Genomic DNA, 18,807 nt, shown 5'->3' on the forward strand with positions numbered 1-18,807 from the left:
CCGGTCAGGCTTTCATGCCGCCGTCTTCCAAGAAATGCTCCAGCCAATGGATGTCGTAAAGGCCGTTCTGCACGTCCGGGTTGCGGACCAGCGTCCGGAACAGCGGCAGCGTCGTGTCGATGCCGTCGATCACGAACTCGTCCAGCGCCCGGCGCAGGCGCATCAGGCACTCGTTGCGGGTCCGGCCATGGACGATCAGCTTGCCGATCAGCGAATCGTAGTTCGGCGGGATCCGGTAGCCCTGGAACGCCGCCGAATCGACCCGGACGCCGAGGCCGCCCGGCGTGTGATAATGGGTGATCTCGCCCGGCGAAGGCCGGAAGGTCTCCGGGTGCTCGGCATTGATCCGACACTCGATGGCGTGGCCCTCGACCTTGATGTCCGCCTGGCTGACCGAGAGCGCCCCCCCCGAGGCGACCTGGATCTGTTCGATGACGAGGTCGATTCCGGTGATCATCTCGGTCACCGGATGCTCGACCTGGATGCGGGTGTTCATCTCGATGAAGTAGAACCGGCCGTCCTCGTACAGGAACTCGACGGTCCCGGCGCCGAGATAGCCGAGTTCCTTCATGGCGTTGGCGCAGATGCCGCCGATCTCGGCGCGCATCGATTCGTTGAGCGCCGGCGAGCCGCCTTCCTCCCACACCTTCTGGTGACGGCGCTGGAGCGAGCAGTCGCGCTCGGCGAGGTGGACGGCGCCGCCGCGCCCGTCACCCAGCACCTGCACCTCGATGTGGCGGGGCTTCTCCAGGTACTTTTCGAGATAGACCGCGTCGTCGCCGAAGGCGGCCTTGGCCTCGGACCGGGCCATGCCGATCGCCTGCTCAAGCTCGGCCTCGGTGCGCGCGACCTTCATGCCGCGGCCGCCGCCGCCGGCCGCCGCCTTGACGAGGACCGGATAGCCGATCTCCGCTGCGACGCGCTTGGCCTCATGGGGATCCTCGACCCCGCCCTCCGAGCCCGGCACGCAGGGGATTCCGAGTTTCAGCGCCGTGCGCTTCGCCTCGATCTTGTCGCCCATGGTGCGGATGTGCTGCGCCTTGGGGCCGATGAAGCCGATCTGGTGATGGGCCAGCACTTCGGCGAAGCGGGCATTCTCCGAGAGGAAGCCGTAGCCGGGATGCACGGCATCCGCTCCGGTGATCTCGCAGGCCGCGATGATCGACGGGATGTTGAGGTAGCTGTCGCGGGCGGCGGGCGGCCCGATGCAGACGCTCTCGTCGGCCAGCCGCACATGCATGGCATCCGCGTCGGCGGTGGAGTGGACCGCCACGGTGGCGATCCCGAGTTCCTTCGCCGCCCGCAGAATGCGCAGGGCGATCTCGCCGCGGTTCGCGATCAGGATCTTGTCGAACATCGGACCCGTTAGGGCGTCCTGGCGATCCCGGACCGCGCAGGATGCTCTATCCTCTTGAGTTGCGGCATCGTCCGGGACGGAGCGGCGAGCGCCCGGCGGACGTCCTAAGTGATGACGAGCAGGGCCTCGCCGAACTCGACCGGCTGACCGTCCTCGACGAAGATCGCGCTGATCGTGCCGGCGCGGGGCGCCACGATCTCGTTGAAGGTCTTCATCGCCTCGATGAGCAGAAGCTTGTCGCCGACCTCGACCTTCGAGCCCACATCCACGAAGGCCTTGGCGTCGGGCGAGGGCCGGAGATAGGCGGTCCCGACCATCGGCGAGGGCACGGTGCCGGGCTGCGCGCGGGCCGGCTCGGCCGGGGCGAGGGGGGACGGCGCCGCGGCCGCCGCCGGGGGCGGGGCCACGGCCGCGAGGGGCGCGGGCGCCGCCACCTGAACATTCACGGGTTCGAGCCGCCGCGCGACACGGATGCGCAGGTCGCCCTTCTCGACCTCGATCTCGGACAGGCCGGTCTCGGTGACGAGGTTGGCGAGCTCGCGCACGAGTTCGGGATCGATGGCGTCGTTCTTTGGCATCCGGCCTACTTCGTCTCGCGGCACGTCGGTGCGTCCATCCGGGCTCGGCCCTGGACCTCCACCGCGGCCCTGCGGCTGGCGGCTCTTAGACGAAGGCGCCCCGGCGCGACAAGGCTGCGCGGAACGCCTTCGGGGTCCGTCGGGTCGATCCGTCAGCTCAGCAGGAGGCGTGGCCGCACTGGCGCACGTCGGCGATGGTCTTGCGGATCGGCTCGACGCCGACCGCGCCCGGGATCACCTCGTCGCCGATGATGAAGGCCGGCGTGCCCGAGAGGCCCAGACGATCGCCGAGACCGCGGTTCTCGCTGAGCGCGGCCTTCACCTCGGGGGAGGCCATGTCCTTCTGGAGCTTGGTCGTGTCGGCGCCGAGGTCCTTGGCGACCTGGATAGCCCGGGCGCCGTTCACCCGGCCCTTGGTCTCCAGGAGCTTCTGGTGGAACTCCCACAGCTTGTCGCCCTTGAGCTGCTGGCGCACCGCGATGGCCACCTGGCTCGCCTCGAGCGATTCCGGGCCGAGCACCGGGAAGTCCTTGATCACCACCCGCAGCTTCGGATCGGACTTGATCAGCGTCTGCACGTCCGCCAGCGCCTTGCGGCAGTAACCGCAATTGTAATCGAAGAACTCGACCAGCGTGACGTCGCCCGACGGGTTGCCGGCGACGACATCGTGAGGCCCGTTGAGCAGCGCCTCGCGCGACTCCTTCAACGCGGCGGCCTGGGCGAGACGCTGCGTCTCGGCCTGCTGCTTCTCAGCCTCGGCAAGGGCCTCCTGAAGCACTTCGGGATGCTTGATCAGGTAGTCCTTGACGATCGCCTCGATGCCGGCGCGCTGCGCGTCCGTGAAGGGCGCGGCGGGGGGCGTCGCGGTCTGCGCGAGGGCGGGGACGGCGACGAGGCCGAGCGCCAGGACCAGCGCGGGCAGGGGGCGGATGAAAGGCATGGATCCTCGCTTGCGCGGCAGGCCGGCCCGCGCGTGGCGCGAGCGGTAGGGGCTGGGTTAGGCGTTTTCGCGGCGTCCGGTCAAATCCTGCCCGTGCCGATCGAATCGGTCGCGGCTGCCGGTTCGGCATCCGGTTGAGGCGCGGGCCGCGAGGGTCTACCCCCGGCGCGCCGGCAGCGCGGCGCAGACGACTTTGCAGCGAGGGATGCCATGACCCCGATCTCCCGGCGGGCCGCCGCAGTCCAGCCGTTCCTCGCGATGGATGTCATGGCCGCCGCCGCCGCCAAGGCGCGGGCTGGCGTCGACGTGGTGCGGATGGAGGTGGGCCAGCCCTCCGCCCCCGCGCCCGGCCCGGTGATCGCGGCCGCGCAGGCGGCGCTCGCCACCGGCCGCATCCCCTACACGGAGGCCCTCGGCCTGCCCGCCCTGCGGGCCCGCATCGCCCGGAGCTATGCCGAGCGGCACGGCGTCGCGGTGAGCCCGGAGCGGGTGGTGATCACGACCGGATCCTCGGCCGGGTTCGTCCTCGCCTTCATGAGCCTGTTCGATTCCGGCGACCGGGTCGCCGTGCCGCAGCCCGGATACCCGGCCTATCGCAGCATCCTGACGGCCCTCGACCTGGTTCCGGCGCCGATGGTGCTGCGCGCCGAGGACCGCTTCGCCCCGACCGCCGCCCTGCTCCGAGAGACCCATGCCCGCGCGCCGGTCGCCGGGGCGCTGGTGATGAGCCCGGCCAATCCCTCCGGCACGGTGATCACGGAGGCCGCCCTGCAGGATCTCTGCGCGGCGACGCGCAACCTCGGCCTGCCGCTGATCTCCGACGAGATCTATCACGGCCTCAGCTACGGCCTGCCCACGGTCACGGCCCTGCGCTTCGACCCCGACGCGGTCGTCATCAACTCCTTCTCGAAATACCATTGCATGACCGGCTGGCGCGTCGGCTGGATGGTCGTGCCGGAGGCGCTGGTCCGCCCGATCGAGCGGCTGGCGCAGAACCTCTACATCTCGGCGCCCTACCTCTCGCAGGTCGGTGCGCTGGCGGCCTTCGACGCCACGGAGGACCTGGACGCCGTGCGCGACAGCTACGCGCGCAACCGCGCGATCCTGCTGGATGCGCTCCCGGGCCTCGGCCTCGGCCGCGTGCATCCCGCCGACGGCGCCTTCTACCTCTACGCCGACGTCTCGAACCTCACCGACGACGCCTCGGATTTCTGCCGGCGGATGCTGGACGAGGCCGATGTCGCGGCGACGCCGGGTCTCGATTTCGACCCGGATCTCGGCCACCACCACGTCCGGTTCTCGTTCGCGGGCTCGGAGGCCGAGTGCCGCGAAGCGGTGTCGCGGCTGAAGACCTGGCTGCGCTGAGGATCAGGCGAGTGCGGCCGGTACGAGGGCGCCCACCGCCTCGACAAGCTGCGAGAAGTGCTCGATCACCCGATCGGGCCCGAGTTCGGAAACCGGGCGATCGGTATAGCCGAAGGTGACCGCCACCACCGGGATGCCGGCGGCCTTGGCGGTGTCGATGTCGGTCCGGGAATCGCCGACCATCACGGCGCGCGCCGGATCACCACCGGCGCGTGCGATCGTGCCGGTGAGGTGGCGCGGATCGGGCTTGGCTTGCGGGAAGGTGTCGCGGCCGCAGATCGCCGCGAAGCGGTGACCGATGCCCAGGAGGCGCAGCAGCTCCACCGATTGCCCCTCGAACTTGTTGGTGCAGACGGCCAGCGTGAATCCTGCCGCCTCGAGAGAATCGAGGGCCTCGACCACGCCGGGGAAAAGGTAGGTCGTGTCGGCAAGGTGGTCCCCGTAATGGTCGATGAAGGCATCGAACAGCCGGTCGTGGTCTTCCGGCGAGAGCGGCCGACCCTCGGCCTCGAAGCCGCGCCGGATCAGCGCCCGGGCGCCGGCACCGATCAGCCCGCGCGCCTGGGAAAGGGGCAGCTCCGACAACCCCTCGCGCGCCATCAGGACGTTGAGCGTGCCGATCAGGTCGCCTGCGGTCTCCGCGAGGGTCCCATCCAGGTCGAACACGGCGATCGGGGGCGGGGTCGTCGGTTCGGTGGGCATGCCTGCGGGGCTCCGTGCTGGCCGGGATCTCGAAACGGCGTCGCTATCGGGGCCGGCGATGCGGGGCAAGCCGGCGGAGGGGACGCGGCAGATGCACCGATCGTCTCACCCAGCGCCCCAGACTCGCCTGAAAGCGCGGCGAAACGCAGTGCGTACCAGCCCCGGGATCCGCGATGAAACCGTCTCTGCCCCTTCTGGCCGCCTGCGCCGTGCTCCAAACCCTGCCGGCGGCCGCGACCTCCTTCGAGTTCGTGCCCGCGCCACAGACCGACCTGAACCGGATGTACCGGGTCGACAAGGTGACCGGAGAGGTCACCTCCTGCCAGTACGGGCTTCAGGAATCGGCGGGGGGAATCGGCCAGACGGTCTGCTTCGGGCCGGGCGAGGGTGCCGGGCCCCAGACCCCGTCGGAATACGGGCTGGTGGCGAGCCGCCACACCCGCGAAGCCGGGGTCTTCCGGGTGAATTACCGGACCGGCGAGATGAGCATCTGCTTCGTGCTGGTTAAGAAGGAGCAGGTCGTCTGCACCCAGCAGGGCAAGCCCGGGGTCGAGAGCGCGTCCGATGCGCCGCTGACCGGACCCGCGCCCGGTCGGGCCGGGGCCAGCGCCACGCCGACACAGGGTGGGCGGCCGTGATGCCGCCTTGCCGGCGCGGGCGTTCCGGTCGGCCCGGTCCCGTGCTACGGGCCGACCGAATCTCACGGAGAGACCGGCTGCCCATGACGCGCGATTCCTCGCCCAACCTCGCCGATCGGGCGGTGTCCCGGTGAGCGGGCCGGATCTGCGCCGGGCTGCGGCCGCCCGCGCCCTGGACCTCATCGAGCCGGGCATGCGGCTCGGCCTCGGGACGGGATCCACGGCGGCGGCCTTCGTGGCGCTCCTTGGCGAGCGGGTCGGCGCCGGACTCGACATCCTCGGGGTCCCGACATCCGAGGCGACCCGGGCCCAGGCGGAGAGCCTCGGCATCCGCCTCGCGACCCTCGACGAGCAGCCGGAACTCGACCTGACCATCGACGGCGCCGACGAGGTCGACGACCAGCTGCGCCTGATCAAGGGCGGCGGCGCGGCCCTGCTGCGGGAGAAGATCGTCGCCTGCGCGAGCCGCCGCATGGTGGTGATCGCCGACGCGGCCAAGCACGTGGCGCGGCTGGGCGCCTTCCCGCTTCCGATCGAGGTCAATCCCTTCGGCCTCAAGGCCACGCACCGGGCCGTCGAGGCGGCGGTCGCGGCGGCCGGCTGCTCCGGTGCGGTCCGGCTGCGCGGCCGGCCCGATGGCAAGCCCCTGGTCACCGACGGCGGCCATTACATCCTCGACGCGCATCTCGGTGCGATTCCCGATCCCGAGGCTCTCGGCGCCGCGCTGTGGGCCGTGCCGGGCGTGGTCGAGCATGGCCTGTTCCTCGGCATCGCCGACGCCGCGATCCTGGCGGCGGCGCGGGACGGGCAGGCCGAGGTCACCGTTCTCGGCAGCCTCGCCTGAGGCGCCGTCCTCAATCGCAGGTCATCCTCGCAAGAAAGTCCAGCATGTCCCGACGCCTCATCGCCGCGCCCGGCCTCGCGCTCGGCCTCGCGCTCCTGGCGCTTCCGCATCCAGCTGCAGCCCAGCCTCAAAAACCCGCGCCGACCAAGCCGACGGCGCAGCCGAATGCCCCGGCGGGCGGCACCCCGGCCGCCAATACGCCGGCGGCCTCCACCTTTTCGCCGAGCCATCTGGCACTCGCCCGCGAGGTGATGCTCAGCTCCGGCATCGCCCGTTCGTTCGACTCGGTGCTGCCCGCCTTCGCCGATCAGATCCGCAAGCAGACAGTCACCCGGCCCGAGCTTTCCAAGGATCTCGAGGAAGTCCTGGCCTCGCTGCAGCCGGAGATGGAACTGCAGAAGCAGCGCATGATCGACATCGCGGCGCGGACCTACGCGTCGAAATTCTCCGAAGCCGAGCTGAAGGAGATCGCGACCTTCTTCCGCTCGCCCGCCGGGAAGCACTATGTCGAGGCGCAGCCGCAGCTTCTCGACGAGATGGTGCAGGAGATGCAGGACTGGACGCAGGACGTCTCGGAATACGTCATGGTCCGCGTCCGCGCCGAGATGGGCAAGCGCGGGCATCAGATGCAGTGAGGGTGGCCGCCCCCGCGGGTCGATCGCCGTGAGAGGTCGACCATGAGCGCGGCCGGCCGCCTCTACGCGGCGGGCGGCGTGCTCCTCGCCGTCATGCCGCTCGCCATGGTGCTCGCCAACCGGTCGAGCCCGCTCATCTGCGGGCTGGCGGCGCTCGCCTTCCTGGCCGGGCGCTGGGCGGAGGACGCGGCCGCCCTGCGCCGCCATCTGCTGGGACCGCTCCGGACGCCGCTCGCCGGCGCAGCGCTCGCCTTCCTGGCCTGGGCCCTGATCTCACTCGCCTGGAGCCCGTTCCCGGCCGCGTCGCTCCGGGTTCTCGGGGAGTTCCTGCCGACGCTGCTGGCCGCCTACCTGCTCGCCTGTCTGGCGCCCGGCCGCATACCGGCCTTCGCGCCGCGCCTCGGCGCGATCGCGGTCGGGCTCGCAGGCCTCCTGATCGCGATCGACCTCGCCTCCGATCTTGCCCTGGAGCGTGCGCTCGGGCGCCGGATCGCCGCCTTCGTTCACAACCGGCCGGCCTTGACCCTCGATCTCGTGGCCGGTCCGCTGGCCTTGGTGCTCTGGAAAGGCAGCGCCCGGGGCCTGGCGGCGGCGGTGCTGGGCTTCGCGGCGCTCGGCGTCCTCCGCTCGATCAGCGGCGCCGCCCAGCTCGGCCTGCTGGCCGGCGCCGCGATGGCCGCCCTGGCCCGGATGCTGCCCCTGCGGGTAGGTCTCGGCCTCGCCGGCCTCGGTCTCGGCCTCGCCGTGGCGCTCGCCCCGGTTGAGGGCGACCTTCTCGCCCGCGCCATGCCGGAGGCGGCGCACGAGCGGCTCGTCCAGTCCTCCTCCCGGGCACGGGTCGCGATCGCGCGCAGCTTCGGCGCCGCCGTGGCGGCCGATCCCTGGCGCGGCGCGGGCTTCGGCACCAGCGCGCGCTTCGCCGAGACGCCCGTCGCGCAGACGGTGCCCCCCGAGATGCGGGTCCTGCTCGGGGTCGGGCATCCGCACAACAGCTTCCTGCAGATCTGGGCCGAGCTGGGCCTGCCCGGCGCCCTCCTCGCCGCCTTGACGCTGATGCTGATGCTTGCCCGGATCGCGCGGCTGACGCAGCCGGACCGCGCCGCGGCCCTCGGTCTCGTGGCCTGCGCGGCCGCGATCGCCTTCGTCGAGCACAACGGCTGGGCGGCATGGTGGACGGCGGGGCTCGGCGCTGCCATCACCTGGATGCGTGCGGCGTCTCCTGCCGACGCGAACGAGAGATCCGAGCGGGACGGTCCGGCATGAGCGCGTTCGACGTCGACCTCTTCGTCATCGGCGGCGGGTCCGGTGGTGTCCGCGCGGCGCGGATCGCGGCCGGATACGGCGCGCGGGTGATGCTGGCCGAGGAGTACCGCGTCGGCGGCACCTGCGTGATTCGCGGCTGCGTCCCGAAGAAGCTGATGGTCTATGCCGGCCGCTTCGCCGACGAGTTCGCGGATGCCGCGGGCTTCGGCTGGACGGTGGGACAGCCCCGCTTCGACTGGGGCACCCTCAAGAGCCGGCGCGACGCGGAGGTGACCCGGCTCGAAGGCATCTACGACGCCAACCTGATCCGCGCCGGCGTCGAGATCGTGCCCGAGCGGGCGGTGATCGAGGATCCCCACACGGTCCGCCTGCTGAAGTCCGGCCGCACGGTCCGGGCGGAACGCATCCTCGTGGCGGTGGGCGCGCATCCGGTGAAGGAGCCGGCGGTGCCCGGGATCGATCTGGCGATCACCTCGAACGAGGTGTTCGAGCTGGAGAGCCTGCCGGAGCGCATCCTGGTGATCGGCGGCGGCTACATCGCGGTGGAATTCGCCGGCATCTTCGCGGCGCTCGGCAGCCGCACGACGCTGCTGCACCGGGGCGAAAGGCTGCTGCGCGGCTTCGACGACGAGATCCGCGACGCCCTCGCCGAGGCCTACGGCCAACGGATGGACCTGCGGCTCGGGCGCACGCTGCGGCGCATCGCACGGCAGGACGGCGGCCTCTGCGCGGAGCTCGACGACGGCAGCGAGATCCGGGTCGATCAGGTGCTCATCGCCACCGGCCGGCGGCCCAACGTGGACGGGCTCGGCCTCGATCGCGTCGGGATCGAGACCGACGGGGTCGGAGCGATCCCGGTGGACGCCTATTCGCAGACCAAGGTCCCGTCGATCTATGCGGTGGGCGACGTGACCAACCGCGCCAACCTGACGCCGGTGGCGATCCGCGAGGGCCACGCCTTCGCCGACACGGTCTATGGCGGCAGGCCCTCCTGCGTCGATCACCGCCTGATCCCCACCGCGGTGTTCTCGACCCCCGAGATCGGCGTCGTCGGCCACAACGAGGCGGCCGCCCGGGAGATCTACGGCAAGATCGACGTCTACAAGGCGCGCTTCCGCCCGATGAAGGCGACCCTGTCCGGGCGCGAGGAACGCATCCTCATGAAGGTGCTGGTCGACTGCGCCAGCGACCGGGTGGTGGGCGTCCACATCTTCGGCCACGATGCCGGGGAGGTGATCCAGGCGGTCGGTATCGCCGTGACCATGGGTGCCACGAAGGCCGATTTCGACCGGACCATCGCGGTCCATCCGACAGCCGCCGAGGAACTCGTGACCATGCGGGTTCCGGAGGTCACCAAGCATCCGGTCGGCGTCGGCTGAAACCTCCGTGCGGGCGGGGCCTCGACGCGGTGCGCGACCGAGCCATATCTGTGGCATGGGCAAGCCGAGCACAGGCAAGGGACGACGCGAGGACGACGCGCATGCGCGGCGGCAGGCGATCATCGATGGCCTGCTGGCGGACGCCCTGCGGCCGGCCTTCCATCGGCCACCGAGCCACGATGCCCTGCCGCCCGATATCCGTCAGGCCATCGACCGCCTGCTCGCCAAGGCTGAGGCGCAGCGCAGCCGCAACCTGACCTACGACGATCTAGAGGAGGCGCTGCCACCCCGGGACGTGTCGGCGGAAGACCTGGAGGCGATCTTCTGGATCCTGGCCGAGCACGGGATCGAGGTGGAAGACGGCGAGGCCTGACGCCGAGGCGCGCCTGCCCCCGGTTTCGCGGCACTCGCAAGTGTGAAGGAACCTCTCTATAAGCCGCGCTTCGCGCGACGGCGCGATCGCACGAAGAGGTGCGCGGAGAGAGACCATGGGCGAGCGTTGGACACCGAAAAGCTGGAGACATCTGCCGATCGAGCAGGTGCCCGCCTATCCGGACGCTGCCGCCCTGGGTGCCGTCGAGTCGCAGATCGCGAGCTTTCCGCCGCTGGTCTTTGCAGGTGAGGCCCGCAAGCTGAAGGCGGCGCTGGGGCGCGTCGCCGTGGGCCAAGCCTTTCTGCTGCAGGGCGGCGACTGCGCCGAGAGCTTCGACGAGCATTCCGCCGACAACATCCGGGATTTCTTCCGGGTGTTCCTGCAGATGGCGATGGTGCTGACCTTCGCGGGCGGATCGCCCGTGGTGAAGGTCGGGCGCATCGCCGGCCAGTTCGCCAAGCCGCGCTCCTCGCCCACCGAGACCCTCGAGGGCGTGAGCCTGCCGAGCTACCGGGGCGACATTATCAACGGCATCGGCTTCACCGAGGAGTTGCGGGTTCCGGATCCCCGCCGCCAGCTCGAGGCCTACCGTCAGTCGGCCGCGACCCTGAACCTGCTGCGCGCCTTCGCCACCGGCGGCTACGCCAACCTGGAGAACGCGCACCGCTGGATGCTGGGCTTCGTGAAGGATTCGCCGCAATCCTCGCGCTACCAGGATGTGGCCGGCCGCATGACCGACGCCCTCGACTTCATGCGGGCGATCGGCATCAATCCGGAGACGCATCCGGAGGTGCGGACCACCGATTTCTACACCAGCCACGAGGCACTGCTGCTCGGCTACGAGGAGGCGCTGACCCGCGTCGATTCGACCACGGGCGACTGGTACGCGACCTCCGGCCACATGCTGTGGATCGGCGATCGGACCCGGCAGCCCGACCACGCCCACGTGGAATACGCCCGCGGCATCAAGAACCCGATCGGCCTCAAGTGCGGCCCGTCCATGAAGGCCGAAGGCCTGATCCGGCTGATCGACCTGCTCAACCCGGAGAATGAGCCGGGGCGCCTCAGCCTGATCTGCCGCTTCGGCGCCGACAAGGTCGGCGACCACCTGCCGGCGCTGATCCGGGCGGTCGAGCGGGAAGGGCGCTCGGTGGTGTGGATCTGCGATCCGATGCACGGGAACACGATCCCGGCGGGCCGCTACAAGACCCGGCCCTTCGAGCGGGTGATGCAGGAGATAGAAGGCTTCTTCGGCGTTCACCGGGCCGAGGGCACCTTCGCGGGCGGCATCCATCTGGAGATGACCGGCAAGGACGTCACCGAATGCACGGGCGGCGCCCGGGCACTGACGGCCGACGACCTTCAGGACCGCTACCACACCTACTGCGACCCGCGCCTCAACGCGGAGCAGGCCCTCGAGGTGGCGTTCCGGACCGCCGAGCTGGTCAAGGCCGAGCGCAGCCACGTGGAGCGCCCGCGCCTCGACGCCGCCGAATAGGGCGGTCCCTCCGTCCACAGACCGATGGCGCGCGCGGCCTCCTCGCGGGGGCGGCGCGCGTCCGGCTTCGGCCGCCGTCCTGGCAATCCGGTCCGCCGCAGTGACGCGTGCAAAGCGGTGATGAGGCGTGCCGACGTGAACGCGCAGATGCGATCCGCCCCGAGGCTGTAGACCAGCCGATCACAGGCCTCGAAGATCTCCCCGGCGAGCACATCGGGCAGATCGCACTCCGGGATCCTGCGAACCTGGGGGCGCTCATCCATCGCAGGCCCGAAGAACCGCAACGCGCCGCACGCCTCGGCCTTTTCCGCGATCGCGGGTGGCCTCGGCGTTCTTGATGCGCTTCTCACAGCTCGTCCCGTCGCTCGGCGCGAGGGTGAGGCCGATGGTGAGCCCGACGCGGATTGCAGAGGGCTGTTCCCGGCCGATCAGCGTTGCGCCGATCGGAGCGGCTCCATCGACTGCGGCGGTTTCACGGGTTCGACCGACTGGCCGTCGCGCAAGTCCGGAGCCGGGCTGTAGATGATGCGGCTGTCCGCGGAGAGACCGGAATCCAGCTCCAGCGTGCGCCCGAGATCGCGCCGCACGCGGATCGTCCGCCATGTCACCCGGTCATCGTCGCCCAGGGTCGCGACCTGCAGGCCGTTGCTGTTGAACACCGTCGCCTCGGCGGGGATCGTTACGCCGGGCTCGGTCCGGGGGATCTTGAGGGTGACGTAGGCATAGAGCCCGGCGCGCAGGGTCCGGTCGGGATTGGGCACGTCCACCTGGGTGGTCAACGTACGCGACGCCGCGTTCAGCGCAACGGAGCTGCGCTCCACGAAACCCTCGAAGCGGCGGCCCGGCATCTGCGGGACGGTGATCGCTGCCTGGACACCGGGCTTGACGCCGATGGCGTCGTTCTGCGGGACGTTGACGGTGATCCGCAGGGTGCTGTCCTGATCCATGCTCAGGAGCGGCGTCCCGCCGTTATCGGCCCGGACAAGATCCCCGACATCGACATTGCGCACCGTTACGACGCCATCGAACGGGGCTACGACGCGCTCGAACGCAGTGAGCGCCTTCAGGCGGTCGACGACGGCCTCCTGCACCTTGATGTTGGCTGTGGCGACCTTCACGCCGGCCTCTGCGGCGGCGAGCGCCGCGGCCTGACTGAGCACACCGGCCTGGGTGTTGTCGGCGTTCTGCCGCGACGCCCAACCTTGCACCGCGAGCGTGGAGGTGCGGTTATTGGTGAGGTTGGCGAGGTTGACGTTGGCGCGCGCCTGCTCGACCTGCGCCTGTGCCTGGAGCAACTGCGCCCTCAACTGGCCGACCTGCGCCTCGGCCTGCGCGCGTTGCTGATCGAGATCCGGTGCGGCGATGCGCAGGAGCAGCTCGCCCGCCTTCACGCGCGATCCGATATCGACCCGGCGTTCGGCGATGTAGCCGGTGGCGCGGGCGGCGATCGCCGCCGTGGTGAAGGCCTGCATCTCGCCGGGAAGCACGAGATCGACGGGGCCCTCCGCCCGCACGGCCGCGACGGTCCGCACCTGGGGCACGAGGGTCTTGATCCGCTCCAGCGTCGCGGTCGCCTCCGCGTCGCGCTGCCAATGGCCGTAGGCGCCCCAGGCCAGGAGTCCCATTGCGGCAAGCCCTACGAGAAAGAACGGGACCTTGCCGGGCGGCGGTGGAACGTCCGCACCCGCGTCGTGCGCCTTCATCGATCGGCTCTCCGCCCCGAACGTCCGGTCGGGTCACGGTGAAGGTAGCGGGCGACGGCCGGGCCGGCCAGAGCGGTCACGGGCCGCATCCTCGCAGATGCGTGGGCCTAACGCAGGGGTCCGGTCACCAGCGGGCGTCGGCCGAGGCGCTTGTGGAGGTGGACCATCAGCGCGATTCCGAAGAGCGGCGTCAGCAAGTTGAGGATCGGAACGACCATCAGGGCCGCCAGCAGGCAACCGGCACCGAGTGTCCGGACGGAGAAAGCGCGGCGCATCTCGGCGGCCTCCGGAAGGGGCCGGAACCGGGCCGCCGCCATCTCGAAATACTCGCGGGAGAGCAGATAGGCATTGGCCGCGAAGAAGGCCGCGATTCCGATCACCGGCACGAAGAAGATCACCAGCGCCGCGAGATTGACCAGAAGCGTCAGGCCGGCGAAGCGCACCGCATAGAGCATGGCGGTTCCGAACGGCATGGGGCGTCCGGGCGGGTCATTCGGGAAATCGGTGCGCTCGACGATCTCGGCGGCATCGTCGAGGAAGAAGCCCGCCACGAGGATCGAGACCGCCGGCATCAGGTAGGCGAGGACCACGACGAGACCGACCCCCGCCAGATAGTAGGCGAGGTTGTCGAGGATCGGGTACTGGGTGGAGATGTGGTGGCTCGCCTGGAACGCCTGGATGAGCCGGGTCAGGCCGAGCCAGACCAGGAGCAGGAGCCCGACCGTCAGGCCGAGGGATTTCCACAGGATCGCCCGCAGCGGTGGCGAGAAGGTCTGGCGCAACGCCGCCGCGGCGGACTCGACGAGCATCGGGCGAAGTGTTCCGGCCCGCGCCGAAAGCGGCGCAGGCGCGTTGTGGAGCGGTGTGGCGACCGGTGCAAGGCCGGGAGCCGTCGCAGGGGCGAGAGGGTGCGGGGAGAACGCGTGCAGGATACCACCGGACAGGACACGACCGGACAGGGCACCACCGGACAGGGCACCACCGGACAGGGCACCACCGGACAGGTCGCGATGCCGCAGGCTGCGGAGTCCCGATGGATCGACCCGGCGTTCCGCCCCGCCTACAGGCCGCGCCTCGCGCCGCTTCCCGAAGTGGCAGACGTGCTGGTGATCGGTGCGGGTGCCGCGGGGATCGGCGCGGCCCGGACTCTTGCCGCACGGGGGGTTTCGGTGGCCGTGCTGGAGGCACGGGACCGCGTCGGTGGCCGCGCCCTGACTGTCGCCCTGCGCGGACATGCCCTCGATCTCGGAGCCCATTGGCTGCATGCCGGGCCGATCAATCCCCTGGTGACGCTCGGTCGGACGCGCGGCGAGCGGCTGCGCCGTGCGCCGCAGGAGAGCCACGTCTGGGTCGGGCGTCGGCCCGGCCGCGCCGCCGAGATCCGGGCCAACGGGCGTGCCTTCGACCGGGCCGACCGGGCCATGACCCGCGGCGCCGCGCAGCCCGGTCTCGACCGGCAGGCAGGCAGCGCGCTGCCGCCGGGGCTCGGGCCCTGGGGGGCGCGGGTGGCGCAGGTCCATGGCCTCGTGTCGGGCCGGCCGCTGAACGAGGTCTCGCTTCAGGACTTCCCCAGCCTCGAATACGGCGACAACTACTTCCTCGCCGACGGCTACGGCAGCTACCTCGCCCGCTTGGCGGACGGGTTGCCGGTGGCGCTCGCGACAGCGGTGACGCGGATCGACTGGTCGGGCGGCCGGGTCCGCGCGACAACCGCGGCCGGAGCCGAGCACGCCGCGCGCGCCGTGATCGTGACCGTACCGATGATGGTGTTGCGTGAGGGGCCGGTCTTCTCGCCGCCGCTGCCGAATGCGGCCCGCGCCGCCATCGACGGGTTCACCACCGGCATCTACGAGCACGCGGTGCTGCACTGGCCGTCGAGCCCGTTCCGCGGCCGCGACCGGCTCGCGGCGATCCATGGCGGGCGTCACGCGCCGCCGGGGCTTCTGACCCGCATCGACGGAACGCCGTTCCACTATTATGAACTCGACCTGCACGAGGCGGCGGCGATCGACGCCGCTGGCTCCGGCGCAGACGGCGTGCGCCGCCATGTCCGCGCGGTCCTGGCCGAGCATTTCGGCGGCGCACGGCTGCGCGACCTCACGATCCCGGCGGTGAGCGCGTGGCGCCACGACCGATGGTCGCGCGGATCGTGGGCGGTGGTCCCGCCGGGCCATGCGCCGGCGCGACAGGCCCTGCGCGGCGCGGTGGCCGATACGGTCTGGTTCGCCGGCGAGGCGCTGTCCCGGGAACAGTGGGGCACCGTCGGCGGCGCCTACGAGGAGGGCGTTCGAGCCGCCGAGGCCGTGGCCGCGGTCGTCACGGACGGGGCCGGGACGCGTATCCGTGCAGGCACAGGCTGAGATCCCCGCTGCGCGGAAAGCCCCGAAAAGCTTGCCGGAGCGGGGCAAGACAGGCATCCCCCGGCTGACACGCTTCAGGGGGCGGCCATGGATTGGGTCGAGGGCATCGGCTATCTCGGGACGGCGCTGACCATTTCGGCGACGGCCATGAGCACGATGATTCCGTTGCGGATCATCTCGCTCTGCGCAAGCTGTGCCGTGATCACCTACGGCATCCTGATCGGCAGCATGCCGGTGGTGCTCACAGAGCTGATCCAGATGCCCTTCAACGCCTATCGGCTCTGGCAGATGATGCGCCTCGTCCGCGACGTTGAGACGGCCGCCGACGGCGACCTGTCCCTCGAATGGCTGCGGCCCTTCGGCTCGCGGCGCCCGTTCGGTGTCGGCGAGGTGGTGTTCCGCAAGGGGGATCTCGCCGACGAGATGTACTACATCGAGAGCGGCGTGTTCCGGATCCCGGAAGTCGGCCTCGAGGTGCGCAAGGGCGGGATCGTCGGCGAGCTGGGTCTGCTGTCACCCGGCAATGCCCGAACCGCGTCGTTGGTCTGCGTCGAGGCGGGTCACGCGCTGTGCGTGTCCTATTCGGACGTGAAGCAACTCTACTACCAGAACCCTGAATTCGGGTTCTACTTCCTGAAGCTGACAAGCGAACGCCTGTTCCAGGGCGTTCAGGGCATGGCCAAGCCCCAGGCGGTGACCGGCGACGCCCTCTGATCGCGGCAAGACCGCCCGTGCGGACCCTCTGCGCTTCCGGACCGGCCGTCCACGCCGCGCGATCGAACCATCCCGTTCGCCGGCTCCGCGCCTTGCCCCAGGGAAACACGGCCGGCCATCTGCCGCATCGAGAGCGGCGTCTTCCGGGTTCCGGAAGTCGGTCTCGCGGCGGGCGCGGGCAGTGTCGTGGGCGAATTGGGCCTTCCGTCGCCGGTGCACGCGCGCAGCGCCTCGCGGTCTGCGCGGAGCCGGGCAAGGTGCTGTGCGTCGGCCATTCCGATCTGAAGGACCTCTCCGATCAGAGCCCGGAATGCGGCTTCGCTTTCCTCGCGCCGACCTCGGAGCGCCTGTTCCAAAGCGTCGAGGCCGCCAGAAAGCCGCTGGCGGCCTGAGGCCCCTCGAAGGCGCAGCGCTGCTCAGAGCATGCTGGGCAGGATGCGGTCCGGCGGCCTGTGGCCGTCCATGAAGGTCTTGATGTTGATGATGACCTTCTCGCCCATGTCGGTGCGGCTCTCATAGGTTGCCGAACCCATATGCGGCAGGAGCACGACCTTCCCCTGGCGCGCGAGCTTGACGAGCCGGGGGCTGACTGCGGGCTCCTGCTCGAACACGTCGAGGCCGGCCGCCGAAACCTCGCCGCCCTCGATCAGGCGCGCCAGGGCGTTCTCGTCGATCACCTCGCCGCGGGCGGTGTTGACCACGATGGCCTCGGGCTTGAGCAGCTTCAGGCGCCGCGCCGAGAGCAGATGGTAGGTGGCCGGCGTGTGCGGGCAATTCACCGACACGATGTCGACGCGCGCCAGCATCTGGTCGAGGGATTCCCAGTACGTGGCGTCGAGGGCGCTCTCGATGGCGGCGGGCACCCGGCGGCGGTTGTGGTAATGGACCTGCAAGCCGAAGGCGCGGGCGCGCTTGGCCAGGGCCTGGCCGATCCGGCCCATGCCGACGATCCCCAGCCGCTTGCCGGTGATGCGCCGGCCGAGCATCCAGGTCGGCGACCAGCCCGTGGTCCACTCGTCATCCGGGATGATCCGCGCGCCCTCGGTCACCCGGCGGGCCACCGCGAGGATCAGCGCCATCGTCATATCGGCGGTGTCCTCGGTCAGCACGCCGGGCGTGTTGGTGACCGTGATGCCGCGCTCCAGCGCCGCCGCCACGTCGATGTGATCGACGCCGTTACCGAAATTGGCGATGAGCCGAAGGTTCGGTCCGGCCTGGGCAATCAGGCCGGAATCGATCTCGTCCGTGACAGTGGGGACGAGGACATCGGCCTCGCGCAAAGCGGCCGCCAGATCGTCCGCCGCCAGCGGAGCGTCGTCGGCATTGAGCCTGACGTCGAACAGCTCACGCATCCGCGTCTCGACGGCATCCGGAAGGCGCCGCGTCACGACCACCAGCGGCTTGCGCTTCGACACGTCTCTCTCCCCGTCAGCCCCGCGGCCCTGATTGCGGCACGCGCCCGGCGGCTTCCGCCCGAACCGCTTCCCGCAAGCGTCCGTTAACCGAACTCGGCCAGACAGGATCGGTCACGAGGCGCCGGTTCCGGAGCCAGTTCCGACCCATCGGCCTCTCTACCAGAGGTGGGCCGGAACACAATCGGATGCGGCCCGGTCCGCGTGTCGAACCGGCCCTGCTTTCGACAGGTCCGGCGCCCACCAACGCCACGTCTGGATAGGGAGACGACCATGCGCGTGTCACGCCTCAGCTTCGCCGTCGTGGCGATGCTGGCCGGCGGCCTCGCGACCGGTGCCCGGGCGGCGCCGCCCGCAGGCCCCGAGGCTGGGGTCGGACCGGTGACCAAGCTGCCGCTGCCGCGCTACGCGAGCCTGAAGACCGATCGCGTCAACCTCCGCGAGGGCCCCTCCAAGGATCACCGCACCCTTTGGGTCTTCCAGCGGGCCGGCCTGCCCGTCGAGATCATCGGCGAGTTCGAGACCTGGCGCCGGATCCGCGATTCGGAGGGGACCGAAGGCTGGGTGCTGCACTCCCTGCTGTCCGGCCGCCGGACTGCCATCGTGAATGCCGGCCCCGACAAGGGCGTCGAGAAGGCTGCCGTATCGCTGCGCGCGAAGGCCGACGACGGCGCCGAGGACGAGGCCAAGCTTCAGACCGGGGTGATCGGCAGCGTCAAGAGCTGCACCGGCACGTGGTGCCGCCTGATCGTCGCCCTGCCGAACAAGCGGGACGTGGATGGCTATATCCGTCAGAACCGCCTGTGGGGCGTCTATCCGAACGAGGTCGTGGAGTAGCGTCCGGCGCGATCATCGCCGTCGGGCGATGCCGGCCGGCACGTACACTCCCATCCCGGGACCGCGCAGCAGACGGTATCCGATTTCCGCATCGAGCGCCGCACCCCGACCGGAATGGCCGGCGCTCCGGTGTCGCGCGACCGAGCGCAAACGCAAAGGCCCGGACGAACCCGGGCCTTCGCGACGATCCTGATGGTTCCTCGAGCCGT

19 protein-coding genes are annotated in these 18,807 nt (G+C 70.6%); 12 read left to right on the forward strand and 7 right to left on the reverse strand.

Annotated elements, in window-relative coordinates; genetic code table 11:
• Window positions 1-4: 4 nt before the first annotated feature.
• The 3 genes from accC to A3862_RS18575 form a co-directional block, all read right to left on the reverse strand.
• Window positions 5-1,357: an acetyl-CoA carboxylase biotin carboxylase subunit gene (gene accC / locus A3862_RS18565; RefSeq protein WP_043380714.1), complete on the reverse strand. Its 1,353-nt coding sequence runs from the start codon at window positions 1,355-1,357 to the stop codon at window positions 5-7.
• A gap of 104 nt (window positions 1,358-1,461) precedes the next feature.
• Window positions 1,462-1,935: an acetyl-CoA carboxylase biotin carboxyl carrier protein gene (gene accB / locus A3862_RS18570; RefSeq protein ID WP_043345938.1), complete on the reverse strand. Its 474-nt coding sequence runs from the start codon at window positions 1,933-1,935 to the stop codon at window positions 1,462-1,464.
• 157 nt (window positions 1,936-2,092) lie between these two features.
• Window positions 2,093-2,875, reverse strand: a complete 783-nt coding sequence (locus A3862_RS18575; RefSeq protein WP_043345940.1) for a DsbA family protein — start codon at window positions 2,873-2,875, stop codon at window positions 2,093-2,095.
• Window positions 2,876-3,085: 210 nt separating this feature from the next.
• Here A3862_RS18575 and A3862_RS18580 point away from each other — a divergent pair, with 210 nt between their 5' ends.
• Entirely contained in the window at window positions 3,086-4,240 is a 1,155-nt protein-coding gene (locus A3862_RS18580) for a pyridoxal phosphate-dependent aminotransferase (protein ID WP_111473889.1), read from the forward strand.
• Window positions 4,241-4,243: 3 nt separating this feature from the next.
• On the opposite strand, the gene A3862_RS18585 is transcribed toward A3862_RS18580, so the two are convergent.
• On the reverse strand, window positions 4,244-4,942 hold the full coding sequence (locus tag A3862_RS18585) for a phosphoglycolate phosphatase (RefSeq protein ID WP_043345943.1): 699 nt from the start codon (window positions 4,940-4,942) through the stop codon (window positions 4,244-4,246).
• 173 nt (window positions 4,943-5,115) lie between these two features.
• On the opposite strand from A3862_RS18585, the gene A3862_RS18590 reads away from it, so the two are divergent.
• The 7 genes from A3862_RS18590 (at window position 5,116) to A3862_RS18620 (ending at window position 11,572) form a co-directional block, all read left to right on the forward strand.
• On the forward strand, window positions 5,116-5,580 hold the full coding sequence (locus A3862_RS18590; RefSeq protein ID WP_043380709.1) for a hypothetical protein: 465 nt from the start codon (window positions 5,116-5,118) through the stop codon (window positions 5,578-5,580).
• Between the two features lie 130 nt (window positions 5,581-5,710).
• Window positions 5,711-6,424 (forward strand): ribose-5-phosphate isomerase RpiA, encoded by a 714-nt coding sequence (rpiA, locus tag A3862_RS18595; protein WP_043757834.1) that lies wholly within the window; start codon window positions 5,711-5,713, stop codon window positions 6,422-6,424.
• 44 nt (window positions 6,425-6,468) lie between these two features.
• Window positions 6,469-7,059, forward strand: coding sequence for a DUF2059 domain-containing protein (locus A3862_RS18600; RefSeq protein ID WP_043380704.1), 591 nt, complete (start codon window positions 6,469-6,471; stop codon window positions 7,057-7,059).
• 42 nt (window positions 7,060-7,101) lie between these two features.
• Window positions 7,102-8,322, forward strand: a complete 1,221-nt coding sequence (locus A3862_RS18605; RefSeq protein ID WP_100793964.1) for an O-antigen ligase family protein — start codon at window positions 7,102-7,104, stop codon at window positions 8,320-8,322.
• The gene (gene gor / locus A3862_RS18610; RefSeq protein ID WP_043380702.1) at window positions 8,319-9,701 is read left to right on the forward strand and encodes a glutathione-disulfide reductase; all 1,383 of its coding nucleotides are present in this window, start codon (window positions 8,319-8,321) and stop codon (window positions 9,699-9,701) included. Before A3862_RS18605 ends, gor begins: the two co-directional genes overlap by 4 nt.
• A 55-nt stretch (window positions 9,702-9,756) precedes the next feature.
• Entirely contained in the window at window positions 9,757-10,074 is a 318-nt protein-coding gene (locus A3862_RS18615) for an RNA polymerase sigma factor region1.1 domain-containing protein (protein ID WP_043380700.1), read from the forward strand.
• 115 nt (window positions 10,075-10,189) lie between these two features.
• On the forward strand, window positions 10,190-11,572 hold the full coding sequence (locus tag A3862_RS18620) for a class II 3-deoxy-7-phosphoheptulonate synthase (protein ID WP_111473890.1): 1,383 nt from the start codon (window positions 10,190-10,192) through the stop codon (window positions 11,570-11,572).
• Window positions 11,573-12,000: 428 nt separating this feature from the next.
• Here A3862_RS18620 and A3862_RS18625 read toward each other — a convergent pair whose 3' ends face one another.
• Together A3862_RS18625 and A3862_RS18630 are read right to left on the reverse strand one after the other, a co-directional pair.
• On the reverse strand, window positions 12,001-13,275 hold the full coding sequence (locus A3862_RS18625; RefSeq protein ID WP_043757828.1) for an efflux RND transporter periplasmic adaptor subunit: 1,275 nt from the start codon (window positions 13,273-13,275) through the stop codon (window positions 12,001-12,003).
• A 107-nt stretch (window positions 13,276-13,382) separates the two neighbouring features.
• Entirely contained in the window at window positions 13,383-14,084 is a 702-nt protein-coding gene (locus tag A3862_RS18630; RefSeq protein ID WP_043757826.1) for a sulfate transporter family protein, read from the reverse strand.
• Window positions 14,085-14,285: 201 nt separating this feature from the next.
• Between A3862_RS18630 and A3862_RS18640 the strand changes: the two genes are divergently transcribed.
• The 3 genes from A3862_RS18640 (at window position 14,286) to A3862_RS32390 (ending at window position 16,741) form a co-directional block, all read left to right on the forward strand.
• The gene (locus tag A3862_RS18640; protein WP_052083848.1) at window positions 14,286-15,635 is read left to right on the forward strand and encodes a flavin monoamine oxidase family protein; all 1,350 of its coding nucleotides are present in this window, start codon (window positions 14,286-14,288) and stop codon (window positions 15,633-15,635) included.
• A gap of 87 nt (window positions 15,636-15,722) precedes the next feature.
• Window positions 15,723-16,349, forward strand: a complete 627-nt coding sequence (locus A3862_RS18645) for a Crp/Fnr family transcriptional regulator (protein WP_043380688.1) — start codon at window positions 15,723-15,725, stop codon at window positions 16,347-16,349.
• Between the two features lie 257 nt (window positions 16,350-16,606).
• Complete coding sequence (locus tag A3862_RS32390; RefSeq protein WP_257791599.1) at window positions 16,607-16,741, forward strand: hypothetical protein; 135 nt, start codon at window positions 16,607-16,609, stop codon at window positions 16,739-16,741.
• Window positions 16,742-16,765: 24 nt separating this feature from the next.
• Here the strand turns inward: A3862_RS32390 and A3862_RS18650 are convergent, their stop codons facing one another.
• Complete coding sequence (locus A3862_RS18650; RefSeq protein WP_043380685.1) at window positions 16,766-17,764, reverse strand: 2-hydroxyacid dehydrogenase; 999 nt, start codon at window positions 17,762-17,764, stop codon at window positions 16,766-16,768.
• A 270-nt stretch (window positions 17,765-18,034) separates the two neighbouring features.
• Between A3862_RS18650 and A3862_RS18655 the strand changes: the two genes are divergently transcribed.
• Window positions 18,035-18,598 carry an SH3 domain-containing protein gene (locus A3862_RS18655; protein WP_043355011.1) on the forward strand — a complete coding sequence of 188 codons (564 nt, stop codon included), beginning with the start codon at window positions 18,035-18,037 and terminating at the stop codon, window positions 18,596-18,598.
• Window positions 18,599-18,807: the final 209 nt, after the last annotated feature.

The organism is Methylobacterium sp. XJLW, assembly GCF_003254375.1.
In the GTDB taxonomy this organism is placed as follows: Bacteria; Pseudomonadota; Alphaproteobacteria; order Rhizobiales; family Beijerinckiaceae; genus Methylobacterium; species Methylobacterium fujisawaense.